Origin of the sequence: Dyella koreensis (assembly GCF_044904565.1) — a bacterium.
In the GTDB taxonomy this organism is placed as follows: Bacteria; Pseudomonadota; Gammaproteobacteria; order Xanthomonadales; family Rhodanobacteraceae; genus Dyella_D; species Dyella_D koreensis.
Genome location: NZ_JADIKD010000005.1, coordinates 68,122 through 86,317 on the forward strand (window position 1 = coordinate 68,122; position 18,196 = coordinate 86,317).

General features: G+C 63.7%; 14 protein-coding genes. 2 read left to right on the forward strand and 12 right to left on the reverse strand.

What is annotated here, in order from left to right; all coding sequences use genetic code 11:
- Positions 1–18: 18 nt before the first annotated feature.
- Positions 19–2,085, reverse strand: a complete 2,067-nt coding sequence (locus ISS97_RS01265) for a M3 family metallopeptidase (RefSeq protein ID WP_379987465.1) — start codon at positions 2,083–2,085, stop codon at positions 19–21.
- Between the two features lie 254 nt (positions 2,086–2,339).
- Here ISS97_RS01265 and ISS97_RS01270 point away from each other — a divergent pair, with 254 nt between their 5' ends.
- Positions 2,340–5,075 carry an Ig-like domain-containing protein gene (locus ISS97_RS01270; protein ID WP_379987466.1) on the forward strand — a complete coding sequence of 912 codons (2,736 nt, stop codon included), beginning with the start codon at positions 2,340–2,342 and terminating at the stop codon, positions 5,073–5,075.
- A gap of 207 nt (positions 5,076–5,282) precedes the next feature.
- Positions 5,283–7,145, forward strand: a complete 1,863-nt coding sequence (locus ISS97_RS01275; protein WP_379987467.1) for a c-type cytochrome — start codon at positions 5,283–5,285, stop codon at positions 7,143–7,145.
- A 6-nt stretch (positions 7,146–7,151) separates the two neighbouring features.
- Here ISS97_RS01275 and ISS97_RS01280 read toward each other — a convergent pair whose 3' ends face one another.
- The 11 genes from ISS97_RS01280 to dnaG form a co-directional block, all read right to left on the reverse strand.
- Positions 7,152–7,994, reverse strand: coding sequence for an oxidoreductase (locus ISS97_RS01280; RefSeq protein WP_379987468.1), 843 nt, complete (start codon positions 7,992–7,994; stop codon positions 7,152–7,154).
- Between the two features lie 93 nt (positions 7,995–8,087).
- Positions 8,088–9,248: a serine hydrolase domain-containing protein gene (locus tag ISS97_RS01285; RefSeq protein ID WP_379987469.1), complete on the reverse strand. Its 1,161-nt coding sequence runs from the start codon at positions 9,246–9,248 to the stop codon at positions 8,088–8,090.
- Between the two features lie 131 nt (positions 9,249–9,379).
- Positions 9,380–9,841: a GNAT family N-acetyltransferase gene (locus ISS97_RS01290; protein WP_379987470.1), complete on the reverse strand. Its 462-nt coding sequence runs from the start codon at positions 9,839–9,841 to the stop codon at positions 9,380–9,382.
- A gap of 116 nt (positions 9,842–9,957) precedes the next feature.
- Entirely contained in the window at positions 9,958–10,530 is a 573-nt protein-coding gene (locus tag ISS97_RS01295; RefSeq protein WP_379987471.1) for a hypothetical protein, read from the reverse strand.
- A 112-nt stretch (positions 10,531–10,642) separates the two neighbouring features.
- A complete protein-coding gene (locus ISS97_RS01300) occupies positions 10,643–11,137 on the reverse strand; it encodes a nuclear transport factor 2 family protein (protein ID WP_379987472.1) in 495 nt (164 codons plus the stop codon).
- Between the two features lie 109 nt (positions 11,138–11,246).
- Positions 11,247–12,311, reverse strand: coding sequence for a methyltransferase (locus ISS97_RS01305; protein ID WP_449757856.1), 1,065 nt, complete (start codon positions 12,309–12,311; stop codon positions 11,247–11,249).
- On the reverse strand, positions 12,292–13,293 hold the full coding sequence (locus ISS97_RS01310; protein WP_379987473.1) for an aldo/keto reductase: 1,002 nt from the start codon (positions 13,291–13,293) through the stop codon (positions 12,292–12,294). The genes ISS97_RS01305 and ISS97_RS01310 overlap by 20 nt, the downstream gene beginning before the upstream one ends.
- Positions 13,290–14,393 (reverse strand): type III polyketide synthase, encoded by a 1,104-nt coding sequence (locus tag ISS97_RS01315; protein ID WP_379987474.1) that lies wholly within the window; start codon positions 14,391–14,393, stop codon positions 13,290–13,292. Before ISS97_RS01315 ends, ISS97_RS01310 begins: the two co-directional genes overlap by 4 nt.
- 617 nt (positions 14,394–15,010) lie before the next feature.
- Positions 15,011–15,613, reverse strand: coding sequence for a pentapeptide repeat-containing protein (locus ISS97_RS01320; RefSeq protein WP_379987475.1), 603 nt, complete (start codon positions 15,611–15,613; stop codon positions 15,011–15,013).
- Positions 15,614–15,637: 24 nt separating this feature from the next.
- Complete coding sequence (locus ISS97_RS01325) at positions 15,638–16,258, reverse strand: DedA family protein (protein WP_379987476.1); 621 nt, start codon at positions 16,256–16,258, stop codon at positions 15,638–15,640.
- A gap of 124 nt (positions 16,259–16,382) precedes the next feature.
- A complete protein-coding gene (gene dnaG, locus ISS97_RS01330) occupies positions 16,383–18,122 on the reverse strand; it encodes a DNA primase (protein WP_379987477.1) in 1,740 nt (579 codons plus the stop codon).
- Positions 18,123–18,196 lie beyond the last annotated feature (74 nt).

Genomic DNA, 18,196 nt, shown 5'->3' on the forward strand with positions numbered 1-18,196 from the left:
GGACGCCGGGTGTCTGGCCTACGGGCCGGACACCTTTTGCGTAGCGACTGTCGGAGGTGGATCGATGAACGCTTCGTTGATCCACGACGCCAGCACCTTCATGTCCTGCGGGCGGCCGAGGAAGTTCTTCACCAGCTCGGCCGCGGGTTTCGTTGCGCCGGGTTCGATGACGGCTCGCCGGTAGCGCATGGTAGCTGCGCCGTCGAAGGGATGGCTGGGATCGAACTGCCGGAAGAAGTCCACCGCGATGACCTTGTCCAGCAGGTAGGTGTAGTAGTTGGAGGTATATCCGGTCAGTTGGGTGAAGCTTGCATAGGGATGCGCACCGGGCAGGCTTTCGTACGGCGCGAAGCGCTTCTCGTCGTCCGCCCAGACCTCGCCGACGTCGATCGCCTTCGCCGGCAATTCGTGTATCTGCAACGCATACGTGGCGTAGACCATTTGCTGTTGCAGCCATGAACCGCGCCCATAAGCCGTCGAGCGATTCATGGCCTGGATGGTGGCCAGTGGCAGCACTTCACCGGTCTTGTAGTGCCTGGCGAAGCCTTGCAGCACGGAGGGCAGGTGGAGGAACTCCTCCAGCATCTGCGGTGGCGCCTGGATGAAGTCACGCTCGACATTGAATGCCGATTGCGCGGACCAGCGCGTCTGGCTACCGAGGATGTGTTGCATCTGAAGGCCGAATTGATGGAAGAACGCGACCACGTCGCTGTAGTCCATCAGTCCGGGGTCGCCCGGCTCGCCACCGGCGACATTGCCGACCACCACCCCTTCCGGCAACTGCCGGCCGCCCATGCCCGGTATCAGGGCCCAGGCGGAAGAGCCCTGGCTTTTGCCGTCACGTGGGTGCATGTCGAGATAAATGCGGCCGATCTTCTTCTGTCCATCCAGTACATCGAAGGTTGTCACGGCGGGATGCCAAACCACGGCGTTGCTCACCGGACGGAAGCTGACGTGAAAGATGCGCGAGGCGGTGTCGAGTACACCGGCCTGCACGGCGTTGAATGGGAAATACGCACGCACCGTCTGCGCATCGAAGTCGTACGCCGCCCTGCGGTACTGCTCCTGCCAGTAAATGAAGTCGGCGCCGGTGATGTGGGCGTCCGGTTGTCGGCCATGCACGAAGTCGCGCAGAAGCCTTGCTTCGCGGTCTGCTGCGGGAGCGGCTGCTGCTTGGGCTTGATCGAGAAACTGCCTGGCCTCGGCTTTGCCGCCGATCATCTGATCCGCCATGGCGAGGTCGGCATACGTGTCGAACTTCAGCACGTGGGCCAGCTCCTCGCGCGCCTGCAGCAGCTGGTGCAATACCTCGTCGTTCGCTGGCCAGCCGCGATTGAGATACGCCGTGACCAGGTCGCTGCGTAGCTGCGCGTTGCTCGCGAATTTCTCGACGGGCAGGGCATCGGGCTGATCGGTGGTGAGGAGGATGTGGCCGCTGGCATCCGGCGGGTGCCGGGCAATGAAGTCGTTGGGCATGCCCGCCAACTGGTCCGGACTCACGCTCAGTGTGCGTTTGTCCTCCTGGATGTTGCGGCTGAAGCTCAGCTCCAGCGCGGCGATCTGGTCCCGCAGTTGTGTGATGCGTTCGCGGGTGGTGGTATCGCGATCGACGCCGGCCAGGCGGAGCTCTAGCAGCGTGCGATCCAGATAGTGTCGGGTCGCGGGGTCGGCGGCCTTGCCCGCCTCCGATGTCGACAGGCTCCGCAGCGCGTCGTAGGTAGCGACGTCGAGGGTGATCTCGGTATCAATGGACGAGAGGGCTTGCTGCAGTTCTTGCCCCTTGTCGCGCAGGGCCTTGTCGGCTCCCAGCGCGTTGATCATATGCGCTTGTCCGAAGGCCAGGCCGAGCTGATTGAGCGCTTCGTCGTAAGGCACCAGTGTGTTGTCGATGGTGCGCTGGCCCTGCACGGCATGCAGCTTGGCAATCTGCGCCTTGATGCCATCGATCCGTGCGTGCACCCAGGCATCAAGGCTGGCGCTATCGCCGCCGGTCCAGCCGTGCAGTGGGTCGGTGGAAGAGGTCGCCTGCGCACCGGCGGCAACAAGAAGCGCGAAGGTCGCGCCAAGCCATGGCTTCGTCTTCATCCGGCGGAGCCTAGTGGGCGGGCGAGAGCTCATGCCATGTGTCTAAGGACATGGGTGGATCGGTCACTGCGAATGGACATCCAGACGTCTGAATACGAAGAGCTTGCGCGAGACTGTCGCAATAACTTTCGACAATGCCATGCCCGATATGTGCGCCCTGTCACGGGTGAAGAGTCATCCGGTCATACCCTTGTCAGCTGGGCAAGGAAGATAACGCCCGGGGGAATTCTTCATACGACTGGGGAAGGGTACACATGGAATTGAAGCGAATGATGGCGGGTGGCCTGCTGGCCGCCGGCATGATGGTGCTGGCACCGGTGATGGCGGGCACGCTGCCGGATCACGAAGAGTTTGAGGCGGCGCTGCATGTGCCGTTCCAGGCGGCCGGAGCACGCAATATCACCTTGCACTTCTCGTATCCCGGCGCGGCGCAGGGCACGCCGGTTGCCTGGGAGGTCGAGCTGCTTGGTCCCAATGGTGCCGTGGTGCGCAGCTGGCAGGGCCAGGGTGCAATCCGTGCCGGCGGCACCCAGGCCCAGGTGGCCTGGGACGGACGCGATGCTTCCGGCCACGCGCTGGCGCCGGGCTACTACACGGTGCATATGCGGGCGGTCGCGCTGGATGCGAATGCGGTCGGCGTTATCGGCACCGGTCTGCCGCAGAACGCGTTGGCGGCGGCTCGCAGCAAGGCACCGCAACTGATCGAAGAGCAGCGTTACGACGTGCAGATCGGCTCGGTCGCCGCGCCGCAGATGCCGCACTTCACCGCACTGCGCCACACCGGCAGTGCCAGTGCGGGTCCGATGATCCAGGCGCAGTCAGTGGGCGCGAGCGGCCTGCCGTACACCATCTACTACGGCAATCTGCACAGCCAGACCAACCACAGCGACGGCGGCGGCGACGTCTCCACCTGCGTGGATGCGCAGAACCCGCAAAGCGCGCCCTATGGCCCGGCGGATGCTTACCAGTACGCCTTGAACGATGGCCTGGACATCCTGATGACGTCCGAGCACAACCACATGTACGACGGTTCGACCGGCACCAATACCTCGGCCAGTCCGACCACCGCGCACAACCTGTTCCAGTCCGGCCTGCAGGCGGCCAACACGTTCAACGCCGCGCATTCGAACTTCCTGGCGATCTATGGCCTGGAGTGGGGCGTGATCAGCAACGGCGGCCATCTCAATATCTTCAACACGCCGAGCCTGCTGGAGTGGGAATACAACAGCTCCAATCAGCTCATCGGCGACGTGTTCACGGCCAAGAGCGACTACGGTTCGCTGTATACGCTGATGAAGACGAACGGCTGGGTGGGTCAGTTCAACCATCCCGCCAGCAGCGGCCAGTTCAATGTGGGCGGCACCGATCTCGGTTACTCCGCCGACGGCGATCAGGTGATGGCGCTGGCCGAGGTGCTCAACAGCTCGGCGTTCTCGCACAACACCACCGAAACCGAAACCAGCCACGCCAGTTACGAGCCGGCCTTCAACATCCTGCTTGAGCGTGGCTACCACGTGGCGCCCAGCTCCGATCAGGACAATCACTGCGCCAACTGGGGCGCCAGCTACACCAACCGCACCGGTGTGCTGATTCCCAACGGCACGGCACTCAGCCTCAACGCTTTCCTCGATGCCGTGCGCGCCCGCCGCGTGTTCGCCACCGAGGACAAGACCGGCCAGATCGTGCTCACCGCGAATGGTCATGTGATGGGCGAGCGTTTCAGCAACAGCGGCACGCTGACACTCACCGTCAACTACGCCAGCAGCGCCGGCCACACCGCCCAGCGCGTGCAGGTGTTCGAGGGCGTGCCGGGCAGCAATGGCACGGTGGCGACCACGTCCAGCACCGCAACCACCACCATCACGCCGGCGAACGGCGATCACTTCTACTACGCCAAGGTCACCCAGGAAGACGGCAAGCAGTTGTGGTCCGCGCCGGTATGGGTGACCCAGGGCGCAGGTGGTGGTGATACCACGCCGCCGACGGTGAGCGCGTCGGAGAGCGGCAGCTCGGGCACCATCACGCTGTCGGCGAACGCGACCGACAATGTCGGAGTGACCAAGGTGGAGTTCTATGTCGACAACGTACTCAAGTCGACGAGCACCACTTCGCCGTACCAGGCTTCGCTGGACTCCACCACGCTGAGCAACGGCACGCACTCGCTGGTTGCCAAGGCTTACGACGCAGCCGGCAATGTCGGTACCAGCAGCACGGTGAGTTTCAGCGTGTCCAACAGCAGCGGTGGCGACACCACGCCGCCGGCGGTGAGTGCTTCGGAGAGCGGTAGTGCCGGCACCATCACGCTGTCGGCCAATGCAACCGACAACGTGGGCGTGACCAAGGTGGAGTTCTACGTCGACAGCGCGCTCAAGTCGACGGTGACCGCTTCGCCGTACCAAGCCTCGCTGGACTCCACCACGCTGAGCAACGGCACGCACTCGCTGGTCGCCAAGGCCTACGACGCGGCCGGCAATGTCGGCACCAGCAGTACGGTGAGTTTCAGCGTGTCCAACAGCAGCGGCGGTGGCGCCACCGAGCTGATGCAGAACAATGGCTTCGAAAACGGCACCACGCCGTGGACGCAGACCAGCGGCGTGATCAACAACACCGCTGGCGAGCCAGCGCATGCCGGCAGCTACAAGGCATGGCTGGATGGTTACGGCAGCGCGCATACGGACTATGTGCGCCAGTCGATCACCATCCCTGCTACGGCCACCAAGGCGACGCTCGATTTCTTCATGCACATCGACACCGCCGAGACCGGTACCACCGCCTATGACAAGCTCAGCGCGCAGGTGATCACCTCGGCAGGCAAGTACGTGACGTTGGCCACCTGGTCCAACGTGGACGCCGCTACCGGCTACCAGGAACACACCGTGGATCTGTCGGCCTATATCGGCCAGACCATCCAGATCAATTTCTACGGCGTGGAAGACAGCTCCAACCAGACCTCGTTCGTGATCGACGACGTCAGTGTGAAGGCGCAGTAAGCGCATGTGGCGGGAGGCCGCTCGGCCTCCCGCTTTTTCGTTGTCGATGGCGGCAACGACTTTCACAGGCCATCCACGGCGCCGCTCGCATAGTGCGCCGGCCGTCCGGCGGTTACTGCTACTGGTCGCCCTGTGAAGGGCGAGGGGGTAGGCATGTGTACGCCGTGGCGTTGTGCAGGTGTTGTTCTCGTATGTGGCCTTGCCGGGGTGTTGCAGGTCCGGGCCTCCGATCTGCTGGGCAGTGATCACGGTGGCCATCCGTGGTTTCAGTATTGCAAAGCCCTGCCGGACAGCGCGCCGCTACCGCCGGATCCGCGCTCACTGGTGACGCCGACCTTCGACAAGGCGGTGGCCTTCAACGTCGGCTGGCATCAATGCATGAATCAGCAGCCAGCGACGTGTGGCGAGTTGCGCTCGCAAGCGGCGGCAGGTGCCCGCCTGCTGAACGGAAACGGCGCCAACGAAGCCGGTTGGCAGTTCAGCAGCGGCCAGTCCTGGAGCCTGTGGTCGATGCCGGCCTCGCAGTACAACCAGCTTTGGTTGCGCTGGGGTTTGCTATGGCGTCCTTCGAATTTCGATCAGCTCGTTGCCGAGCGCTATGGCACGCCGCTGAGTGCGCAGCGCAATCCGTATCCGTTGCCCGGCGAAAATCCGAACCTTACCAACGGCGGCTCCGGCCAGTTGCCCATGGCGCTGACCCAGACGCATAACGCCGATGGTAGCTGGAGTGGAAACATCGGTATTACCTGCGCGCTCTGTCATGGTGGCCAAGTAGGCAATGCCGCGGACGGGCCCGGGCTTGGGCCGTTGCTGGGCAACAACGGACTCTCTGATGTCGACTTGTTGCTTACCGACTGGGGCGGCGCGAACAACGCCTTCTATCTGTTGAGCCTCAACCGCGTGCGCGGCAGCGGCGACATCACCAACTTCCAGATGTTCGGCCTGCTCACGCTATTCGATACGCAGGCGCTGCCGAGTTTCCTGAACCCCGCGCTCTGGCTGTCGGGTACCAGCGGCAGCGAGGATCCACCGAACTGGTGGAACCTGGGCCACCGGCCGGCCAAGTTCTACGACGCCGGTATGAGCAGCGATTCGACGCGCATTGAGTTGTCCTGGTACATGCCTGACGCGGCGACACCGCAATATGCGCAAGGCTTCGACTGGATCAGGAATCACGAGTACATGGCCAACACCTGGTTGCTGAGCGTGCAGTCGCCTGCCTATCCGCTGCCGGTCGATACGGCACTGGCCGAGCAGGGGGCGGTGCTGTTTCACACGCTCGACCTGTGGGCTGCCGATCGTCACAACACGGTGCTGCGCCCCACCGGAGGCAATGGTTCTTGCGCGAGTTGTCACGGCGCGTATGCGCCGCGCTACGTGAACGATCCGGCCTTTCTGGCAACGCCCGCGCTGGCCGGCATGGCAGGTAACGTCACGCCGATCGACATCATCAACACCGATCCGGCCCGGCTCAATGCAAATACGCAAGCGGTGCGGGGGCAGTTTCAGAACAGCTTCTTCGGTTACGAAGGGCAGGCTGGCTGCGTAGACGAATACAACGCCGTTGGCTATCTGGCGCAGCCGCTCTACGGGATATGGGCATCCGCGCCTTACTTCCACAACGGTTCGGTGCCTACTGTATGGAGCGTACTCAAATCCTCGGACCGTCCTTTGTTCTGGCGGCGTCTGTCCAAGCCGGCGCAAGTCGGTGTGGTGATGGGCTTCGATACCGATCTGGCTCGTGCCTACGATCTGGTCAAGCTGGGCTGGAAGTACGACAACCTGTCTTGTAGCGCGATCAGCCTTATCCCTTACCTGCAATGCAATCCAGGTGACCCCTACGCCACGCCCTTGATCGAATCCCTGCTGAGCATTCTGTTCGCCAACGGCTCGCTGGCCTGGAACATCCTGGGTGGCTTGCAGGCACCCAGCTTCACCAACATGGATATCGAGAACCGCAAAATCTACAACACACGGATGTACAGCCAGTCCAATACCGGCCACGAATTCACCGACGTGCTGACAGATGCGGAGCGCACCGCGATCATCGAGTACCTGAAGACCTTGTAATCAGGGTTATTCCGAAGACGCATCGATGCGCGTGTCAATCGCGACGGTTTCCCACGCGCGCAGATCGGCCAACAGGTTCTCGGAGTGCGCGCGGATCGCATCCACCGAGTCCTGGCCGAGCTGCAGACGCAGCGGCGTGTGCTCCGCTTCGATCGCCTTGGCGATGGCGGCGGCGGCCTTCAGCGGATCGCCTTGCTGGGTGTGGTGCATGGTGTGCGCGAATTCGCGGGTGGCGCCGACGGTATCCCGATAGGCGTCGTTGGCCGGCATATGACGCATGGCACCACCGGCAAGATTGGTGCGGAACTGCCCCGGTTCCACGATCAGCACCTTGATGCCGAACGGCGCGACTTCGGCGGCGAGCGCTTCCGACAGGCCTTCCAGTGCGAACTTGCTGGCGGAGTAGGCGCTGAAGCCGGCGAAGGACATCTGGCCGCCCATGCTGGAGATATTGACGATGGCGCCGGCGCGTTGGGCGCGCAGAATCGGCAGCGCCGCACGGATGACTTCCGCCGCGCCGAAGAAATTGGTGTCCATCAGCGCGCGCAGTTCTGCGTCGGGTGTTTCTTCCACCGCTCCGACTACGCCGTAGCCGGCGTTGTTGATCAGTACGTCGATGCGGCCGAAGCGCGCGACCGCGGCCTTGACCGCGGCTTCCGCTTCGCCGGATTTGGCTACGTCCAGTCGGTGAGCCAGCACGCGATCGGGCGCTGCTTCCACCAACCCTTGTAGCTTCGCGATGTCGCGAGCGGTGGCCACTACGCAGTGGCCCGCAGACAGCGCGTGGTGCGCGAACGCTTCGCCGAAGCCGCTCGATGCACCGGTAATGAACCACACCTGCTTCGTCATGCCGTTGACTCCCGGACGCACCCCGCGTCCCGAGCGACGGATGCTAGCCGAGCCTGCCGCCGCGCATATGTGCAGGAAGGCGCTATGCGGACATCACGGTTCCGGACTTTGCTCGTACTTGGCGAGCGTGGCCCAGATGCTGTCGAACTCGCGCACCACGTCCTTGCGATCGCCGTAGCTGATGTTGGTGATCAGGATGCGCCCGGTGCCATCGACCGGATTGAACGCCATCTGGGTGGTGAAGCCCTTGTCGCCGCCGGTGTGGCCAAATTCGCCGCGCTCGAGGCGTTGCCAAAAGAAGCCGTTGTCGATGCCCGCGCCCGGTCGCGCGCCCTTGGGCTGCTCCTGCTTCGACCATTGCGGCGCGAACATCTGCCGGAACGAAGCGGGTTTGAGCAGGCCGGGCTGGCCCTGATAACCGCGGATCATCGCGGCGAGAAACCTGCCCAGATCCGCGCAGGACGTGTAAAGCCCGCTATCGGGATAGCTGGGAAAGGCATAGGGCGCGATCGCCGACCGGTTCTTGTCGTAGAGCGTGGCTACCGCTCCCTTTGCTTCGCTGGGCGCCCAGCCGGTCGCGCTCATGCGCAACGGGTCGAAAATGTGTTCCTGGGTGTAAGCACGATACGAAGTGCCAGCCTTGGTTTCGACCATCAGCGCGGCTAGCGAGGCGCCGAGGTTGCTGTAGCGGTACGTCGTGCCCGGGCGCGCCTTGATGAAGTTGGCCGGGTCGTAGTGGGTGCCTTTGGGGTCGAGATACGCGCGCAGCGGGGTCTTGATGTCGAATACCGGCTGTGCGCCCTTGGTGTAGCTCTGGGTATAGAACGGCTCCCGGTCGACGATGCCGGAGGTGTGCGTACCCAACTGGCGCAACGTGATCGGTGCGGCGGGAAAACCCGGATTGCGCACAGCGAATGGCAGGGCACCGTCGATATCCGCGTCCAGGTTGAGTGCGCCACTCTCCACCAGTTGTATGGCGGCCACGCCGATCAGGGTCTTGCTGATCGAGCCGACCGGTTGCACGGTGTCCGCCGTGTAGGGGCGCTGCTGCGCGATATCCGCATAGCCGAAGCCTTTGGCGTAGCGCACACCGCCGCCATCCACCACCGCCACGCAATAGCCCGGCAGCACCGACTTGGGCTGCATTGCTTGCAGGGCACGCTCGAGCGTGGCGGGCTGAGCCTCCGCCTGCATGGGAAGGCCGGCGGCGAGGCCGAGACATGCGGAAACAACAACAACGGCGTACTTGCCCATAAATCCCCTGCGTCCTGATCTGTGCCTGGCGGCGGTGCGTCGAAACCGGCGGCGCGGAGCCGCGGACGCGTAGTCTGCCGCCTGTCCTCGCCGGCGGCCATAGTTTTCCAGGCGATTATGACGGCTGGCGCTCAGAGCAACTTGCGGTAGACGACGAAGCCGGACTGCTCGGCCACCTGATCGTAGAGCCTCATGGCGGTGGCGTTGGTGTGATGGGTCTGCCAGTAGACACGCGGCGCGCCGGCCGCGTGTGCCCGGCCGTAGACCGCCTGGATCAGTGCGCGACCCACGCCCTTGCCGCGCGCCTGCTCGACGGTGAACAGGTCCTGCAGGTAGCAACTGGGGCCGATCTGGATGGTGCTGCGGTGGAACAGGTAGTGGGCCAGGCCCAGCAACCGGCCTTCATGCTCCGCGACCAGCGCGTGCACTGGCTCCGCTTCGTCGAAGAAGCGAGACCAGGTGACTTGGGTGATTTCGTCCGGCAACGCGGTTTCGCCATGGCGGCCGTAGAAGGCGTTGTAGCCGTTCCATAGCGGACGCCATGCCGCGCTGTCGCCGGGAGTGATAGGGCGGACGATCACAGGAGTGCTCATGGGGATTCGCTGCCAGGGACGATATCGGTCGCCTCCTAGCGTAGCGGCGCGAGCCGGCACGGATAACCCCTGGGCGAAGGGCGCCGGCCCGATAACGGTGCCGGCGCCGGTGTGGATCAGAGAATCAGGAACGTGGACGGACCGCTGGCGCTGGTCACGCCGGTCGCAGAACTGCACTGGGCATTCAGTGTGGCGCCGAGATTGAGCAAGGTGAATACGGCAGTGGCGCTGCGTCCCGCATAGCGGCCTGTGGTGATGTTGCCGGGCGCTGTCACCACCAGGTTGCCGTTGACCGGCGCTACGGTCGCGGTGAAGGTGAACGAGCTGGTTGCCGGACCACCGTTGTCGCTCCAATGGATGGTCCAGGTGATGGGCGCGGTCGAGAAGAGGTTGTTGCAGTTGAACGGTGCAGTGAATTGCTCGTGTGACGAGGCGCTGGTGAGCACCGGCAGCGCGATCAACTGGGTGCAGCTCCAGCTGGTGTCGGTGGTGACGGTATGCAGCACCGTGGCATTGGTGACGCCGGGAGACCAGGTGGCCGCGTGATTCCCCGTGCAGCTGACGATGGGCAGGATGCCTTGCGCGGAGACCGGCGATGGCGCCATGCCGGCGCCCAGGGCAAGCATCGCGGCGAGTGCGAGTGATGCGTGTGATCCGAGTATCGCTTTCAAGACACGTAATGCGGACATGGTTGTCTCCTGGGTGGATGGTTGCTCGATACGTGCGCCATCCCTGTGCGCTGGCGTCGTCCGGTGGTACTTGCGTGCCGGGCGCCGGTGGTACAGCGGCGTGGCGCGTTGCTTAGTGGGCGCCGGGATGCTGCGTGGGTCGCGTACCGGGTGTGCCGCGAGCGAGCGAGGGATCCATGCCTGGCGCGGCAAGTGTTATCCAGGCGCCGTCGTTGACCTGGCCCATTAGAAAACCGCCGAGCGCGCCGGCGTCGTAGGCGTTCTCCCAGTGCTCCACGATGCGCCCGTCGCGGAAGCGCCACAGACCGCAGAACGGCATGCCGATGCTGTTGCCGTCGCGGTGCGTGCGCAGGATGCCCAGTACGGCGCCGAAGTAGTCGTTGGCGATGATGTCGTGGACTTCCATGTACAGCGTGTCGCCGCTCAGGCGGATCAGGTCGAGTTCCTTGGCTTTGACCGCTGCCTTGCCGATGACTTGCGCGGGGCCGCCAGAGGCACCGCGATCGGCGGTATGCAGAACGACATCGTCGGCGACGTAGCGATCGATACAGCGCAGGTCGGCATAGATGGCGCGCAGACTTTCAACATTGGGGTGATGGGTCGACATGCTGGCGATTCCTTTGAGAGTTGATCGATGGCGGACACTCAGAACGGACAGCTCGATGGGCGACGCCTGGTGGCGCTCCGATGTCAGGGACATGCGGAAGGATGGCGCTTCATCGCTTGTGGCCGATGACGGCACCGTTGGCGGCGGGAGCTTCGAATCGGACGGTTTGCACGCCGGTGAATCCGGCGGTGACGAGCCAGTGGCGGTATTCCGCGGCGGTGTAGTTGCGGCCCCAGGTTTCGATGAGCATGTTGAGGCTCATCAGTGCGGCGTCGACGGGGCCGTCCTTGCTGTCATCGACGAACAGGTCGGTGATGACGATTTTCCCGCCTGGCGGCAATGCGGCGAAGCACTTATGGATGATCGCGAGACAATCGTTCTCTTTCCAGTCGAGCAGGATCTTCGACAGGAGGATGGCGTCGTGTCCGCCCGGCAGTTCGGCGTCGGCAAAGAAGTCGCCTTCCGCGAGATGGATGCGGTCGCTCAACCCGGCCTGCTCGATCTTGGGCCGGGTCAGCGCACAGACGAACGGCAGGTCGAACACGGTGGCCTGCAAGTGCGGGTGACGTCGACACAGCGCGATATCGTTGGCGCCGCCGCCACCGCCGACGTCGAGCAAACGGGCCACGCCGGAAAGATCGACAGCATCGGCGAACAGGTCGGCGGTGGTGATGGACAGTGCGTACATCGCCTCCCAGAAGGTAGCGACGAGCGAAGGATCTTCGCCGTCGAACAGCGAAGCCTGGCGATCGGGATTCCAGGTGAGCGGGCGGTTGCTGTGCAGGGCGTCTTTCAGGCGCAGCCAGGCGGGATACTCCCGACGATCGGCCATGGCGATCCATCCGCCAAAGTAGAGTGGCCGTCCGCGGACCAGATAGGTTTCGGCCAGCGGGGTATTGCCGTAGTGCTCGCCGCGTCGCTCGAGCAATTGCAACGCGGCGCACGCGGTCAACAACATCTCGGCAGGGCGGTGCGCGATGCCATAGTGCGCCGCGCACGCCTCGATGGTGATGCCGGTGGTTCCGGAAAGGTGCGTGAACAAGTCCAGCTCGTGTGCCACCGCGAGCGTTTTCGATGCCCACATCCCGGTCACAAGCGCCATCAATGGCCTGGCATCCGGTGTGGGCGGCTTGTGTGGGATGGGCGACGAGCGATCAGGAAGCGAGGCGAGCATGGTCTTGTGTCCCGGTTGCGGCAGAGGCGGGTACTTGCGCGGCACGATCGGGACGCCAGGTTGGCAGGTGCTCGCGATCTACCGCTTCCACAATGGCGCGCATGTCGGCCGAGTCGAGTTCGACGTTGGCGGCGACCGCGTTCTCGTCCAGGTGCTTGATGGAGGTGGTGCCTGGAATCAGCAGCGTCGCGGGCGAGTGGTGCAGCAGCCATGCGAGTGCGAGCTGCGAAGCGGTGAGACCGTAGCGATGGGCGATCGGCGCCAGCGGACTGTCTGGGCCGACCAGGCCGCCATGCCCGAGCGGGAACCATGGAATGAAAGCGATGCGATGTTCTTCCGCGTAGCGCATCACATCGTCGTCGGCGCGGTCGGCGATGTTGTAGAGATTCTCGATCGCCACGATGTCGGCGTACTGCCGCGCCTGCATCAACTGATCGATGCTCACGCCGGGCTGGTTGGACAGGCCGAGGTGATGAATCTTTCCCTGTTTTTGCAGGCGCACCAGTTCGCCGAGTGTGTCGGCTAGCGGTACGGTCGGATCGATGCTGTGCAGCTGATAGAGGCTGATGCGTTCTACACCGAGGCGACGCAGGCTCATTTCCACTTGCTGGCGCAGATATTCCGGCCGGCCCAGCGGCATGATGTAAGGCGCACCAGGTGCGCCGTGGATCCAGTCGAGCTTGCCTGAGCGCAGCATGCCGCCCTTGGTGGAAATCACCAGGTCGGCCGGGTAGGGGTACAGCGCTTCGCGGATGATGTCCTCGTTGTCGCCGGGGCCGTAGGAGTCGGCGGTGTCGATGAAGTTGATGCCGAGATCGTGCACGGCATGACGCAGCAAGGCGATGGCGCCCTTCTTGTCATCGGGTGGGCCCCACATGCCGTAGCCGGTGAGGTGCATGGCGCCGTAGCCAAGACGGTTGACCGTGAGGTCGCCGCCGAGCGTGAACTGTTTGCTGTTGGGTTGAGGATGTTTCGCGTTCATGTCATCGCCTCCTTCATGGCAAGGTTCAATGCATCGGTGATGGAAGGTGCAGGGTGTGTGGCCCAGGTGCCGAGCGCTATCTCGGCGGTGATGCCGGGGCCGAAGCCGGCGACGATGCCTTGCGCGCCGTCGTGCACGGCTCCGGCTTCAAACAGGCGTCGCAGCGCATCGAGTACGACCGCGGATGCGATGTTGCCGTACTCGGTCAGAGTGGCCCGGCTGTAGCGGAACATCGCCGGATCGACGCCGAGGAAATGCGAGAGGTCATCGAGAATGCGCGGGCCGCCCGCATGGATGATGTAGAAGTCGAGATCGGCGGCATCCCAGCCGAATTCGCCGGCGACCGCGCGCAGCTCGGGTGCCAATTGCTCCATGGTTCCCGGTACGCGGCGATCCAGGCAGAAATGAAACCCGGTGGCTTTGACGGCATAGGAAATCCAGTCCTCGGTGCCGAGCACCAGCCGCGAGCCGTTGCCGATCAGGCGCAGGCCGCTACCGCCTTGGCCGCGTACCACGGCGGCCGCGACGGCATCGCCGAAGAGGCCGTTGGAAAGAAGGTTGCCGACGGACAGGTCGGTGGGCTGATAGCACAGCGAGCAGAACTCGCAGGCGACGATCAGTACATTCGCACCGGGATACGCCAGACAGAAATCGTGGGCGCGATTGATCGCCGCGCCACCAGCGGCGCAACCCAGCTGAGCGATAGGCAGCTGGCGGGTGTCGCTGCGAAAGCCCAGCGCATTGATCATCCATGCGATGGGCGAGGGCATGGTGAAGCCGGTGCACGACACATAGATGATGGCGTCGATGCGATCGGCGGTCAGCTCGGCATGGATCAGCGCTTGTTCGACTACGGCGGGTACGCGTGCTCTCGCCTCGCGCACATAGACCAGATTGCGCGCTTCGAAACCGGGGTGCCGCAGTGTGATGTCGATGGGTTGCACGATGTGGCGCTGCGCCACCTGGGTGTTCTTGATCAGTCGAAGTACCAGCGGCAGTTGTTCGTGCCGCGTATGCAGGGCGCGTGCGAGATCCAGCGTCTCTTTCAGGCTGATGATGTGTTCGGGGACGGCGACAGCGGGACGGCAAAGGGTGGGCATCACACGCTCTCCGGTGTGAATAAACAGCGCGCGGAAATGAACGCCGCAGGGCTATGCGTCCTGCTGTCCAGGGCTATTGGATGGAGGTGCCGCGCGATAATCCCCTTATGAGTGAGGATTAATGCGGGACCGGTCGATCCTTCATCGTAGTCGGCCGAATGGGCCGCGATGACTGAGGGCGGGTTTGATCCGTGATTCCATCAAGAGAATGTCACTGATCAATCGTTTTCTGGAAAAAAGGATCTGGCGATGATGTTGCCGGGCCATGACGACATGCGTGGCCATGCTCTGCAAGGCATGCAGGGCGTACCAGGACATGGCGAAAGTAAGCCGGCGCGGTCGCCAGCGTCGATGTGCGCGTATAGCGGTCCTGGTTCTGCACAAGCATGCGCGAATCAGCCGGAACAGCATGGCTGCGATTCCTCTTGAGACTTCGGGAGTGCTCAAATGCGTGCGACCAAACGTTTGGTTTTATACGCCCGCGCTGCTTGGCATGTATCTATTCCGCGTCAAGATAGGTGTGACTGCGTGGAATATGTGATGCGGGTCGCTATTCGCGATTTACTTCTTCGCGCTATGGCGAGTGGCAGATTTTTTGCTGCCTGGATGGCCATCGATTAATCGTCGATTTCGATGTCCAGACTATCGAGCAGTGCCATTGCTTCGGGCAGCGAAAATTTCGCTCCCTTGATGTCGTTGTTGAAGATATCAATGCGGTAATGCTGTGCTTCGGAAAAATTGGCGCGGGCGAGGCGGGTCTTGCGGAACAGGGCGTCGCGGAAGTCCGTGCGCCGGAAGTCGGCGTCCTCGCAGTTGGCATCGGTGAAGTCGGTATCGAAGGCCCGGCTGTCGATGAGCTTCAGTTCGCGCAGGTCGAGGCCGAAGAAGCTGCAGTCGTTGAGCACGCAGCGATCGAATGCCAATGCGCCGGGAATGCGCACGGCCGACCAATAGGCCGCGGTCCAGTCGATGCCGACCATCTTGCAGCCGGTGAACGCCACGTTGGTGAAGCCGCTGCCGGTCAGTCTGGCCAGACTGAGATTGCAGTCGATGAATTCGCAATCGTTGAAACGGCAGCGTTGCATGACGCCTTCGCTGAAGTTGCAGCGGGTGAAACGGCAGCCGTGAAATTTACACGACTCGAGCGTCGCGCCTTGCAGGTCGAGTTCGTGGAAGTCTTCATCCTCGTACTCGTGCTGGTTGGCAATGCGCGATGACATGAGAGAGTGGCTGGCGATGCGCTGTTACTTGGATTCGCTGGCGACGCGCCGCCTGTGTCGCCACCACAGCACCAGCGCCACCAGCAGCAAGATGCCGCCGAGTACCCACAGGCTGCTTTGGCCGCGGCGGATCCACATCACCAGCCATTCGTGGTTGTTGGCGCCGAAGTAACCCAGGTAGACCCAGATCGGCACGCTGATCAGCGCGGCCAGGCCGTCGAGCAGGAAGAAGCGCAGGAACGACACGCGATGCGTGGTGCCGGCGGTGATGTAGACCGCGGTGCGCATGCCGGGCAGGAAGCGGGCGATGAACATCAGGCGATTGCCGTAGCGTTCGAACTTCTCCTGCACCTTGGCGTAGCGCTCGGGCGTGAGCACGCGCGCGACCACGCGCCATTGCAGGATGCGCGCGCCGTAGTGATGGCCCAGCAGGAACATGCCGGCGTCGCCCAGCAGCACGCCCACCATCGACACCGCGAACATCACGTGCACGTTGCCGTAGCCCAGGCCGGTGATCACGCCACCGGCGACCAGGGTGATGTCCTCCGGCAGCGGCGCGCCGGCACCGCACAGCATCAGTGCGATGAAGACGGCGGCGTAGCCGTTCTCGGCAAACAGCGTGATCAATCGTTCAAGCAGGTCCATCTACATCCTTGCCTGTCGTGTCCGGCCCACGGGGTAACGAGTGGGCGATGATCCCACAGGCTGGTGACTCCATGTGCACCAGCTCTTTGGGGGCGGAACGGTCAAGGATAACCGCATGCGGGCTTCAGTCCGAAGCGACCGGACGCTGTACCCGTGCGGCCAGTAATTCGCGTAGCTCGGCTTTCTCGGCGCTGTCGAGCGTACCTTCGCGGCTCTTGGTGGTGAGCAACGTGCGGCGCTGCTCGATCACCTGCTGTTCCATGCGCTGCAGTGCGTCGAAGAATTCGACACGCTGGATTTCCGGCTCGCCGACGACGGTGGCGGCCATCAGTTTTTGCAGTGCGGGATATTCCGGGCGCTCGGCGTAGTGTTCCACCAGCATCGCGGGATTGATGCCGGGTCGCGAGCGGGCGTGGTCGATCAAGTCGGCGAGCAGGTCCACGCCGGGTTTGTCGAGGCGCAGGAAGCGGTACGGACGTTCGACCTGATCGGCCATGCCAGGTTGCGCCAGCAGCAGGGCGATGGCGCTGCGCACCAGGCTGCGCTGCACGGCGACCGGACGTTGCACGGGGCGGCGCGCGGCGGTGTCGGGTTCCAGCACGGCGCGGGCGCCGGTGCGTTTCTCCAGCTCTTGTGCCATCAGGTCGCGGAAGGCGCCGTCGGGCAGGCGGGCGATCAGCGGTCGCGCGCGTTCGGCGAGGCGCGCGCGGCCGTCGAGGCTGCCGGTGTCCACGTCGTGCGACAGCTCACCAAAGAAATATTCGGACAGCGGCGTGGCGTTCTTCAGGCGTTGCTCGAAGCCGGCCTTGCCTTCCTTGCGGATCAAGGTGTCCGGATCTTCGCCGTCGGGTAGGAACAGGAAGTAGGCCTGACGTCCGTCGCGCAAGCGCGGCAGCGCGGATTCCAGTGCTTTCCACGCAGCAGCGCGGCCGGCGCGGTCGCCGTCGAAACAGAACACCACGTCGGGTGCGGCGCGGAACAGCACTTCAGTGTGTTCGGGTGTGGTGGCCGTGCCCAGGGTCGCTACCGCAATGGGCAGGCCGGCCTGGTGCATGGCGATCACGTCCATGTAGCCCTCGACCACCACGATGCGGGCGAGGCTGGCGTTGGCCTGTTTCACCTGCCACAGCGCGAACAGTTCGCGGCCTTTGTGGAAGAGCGGCGTTTCGGGTGAGTTGAGGTATTTCGGGCCTTGTTCCGATTGCAGCACACGGCCGCCGAAAGCGATCACGCGGCCGCGGCGATCAAGGATCGGAAACATCAGCCGTTCGCGGAAGCGGTCGTATTTGCTGCCGCGTTCGTTGCTGGCGACCATGCCGGCTTCGTTGAGCAGCTGCATGCGGCGCGGCTCATGCGCGCCCAGCGCTTTCATCACGCCGTCGTAGCCAGCCGGTGCCCAGCCGATGCGAAAGCGCGCGATGGTGTCGGCGTCGAGGCCGCGCTTGGTGCAGTACGCCTGTGCTTCGGCGCTGCGCGGCAGTTCGCCTTCGTACCAGCGTGCGGCGGCGTCGAGCAGGCTGTAGAGATCGGTCTTGTCTTCGCGCGGGGCGTTGTCGCGGCCGCCTTCGAAGGGGACTTTCAGGCCGACCGACTGCGCCAGTTCTTCTACCGCATCGGGAAATTCCAGGCGGTCGTAGTCCATCAGGAATTTGATGGCGCTGCCGTGCGCGCCGCAGCCAAAACAATGGAAGAACTGCTTGGTGGGGCTGACGTAGAACGATGGCGTGCGCTCGTTGTGGAACGGGCAGCAGGCGGTCCATTCGCGTCCGGCCTTTTTCAGCGGCACGCGCCGCTCGATCACGTCGACGATGTCGACGCGGGCAAGCAGGTCGTCGATGAAGCTGTCGGGGATACGGCCGCGCATAAGACGCTTAGTCTACCGGGGGCGACCCATGCTGCGGGGGACTCGGCTTATGCTGCGTGGCATCTCGGGGAGGG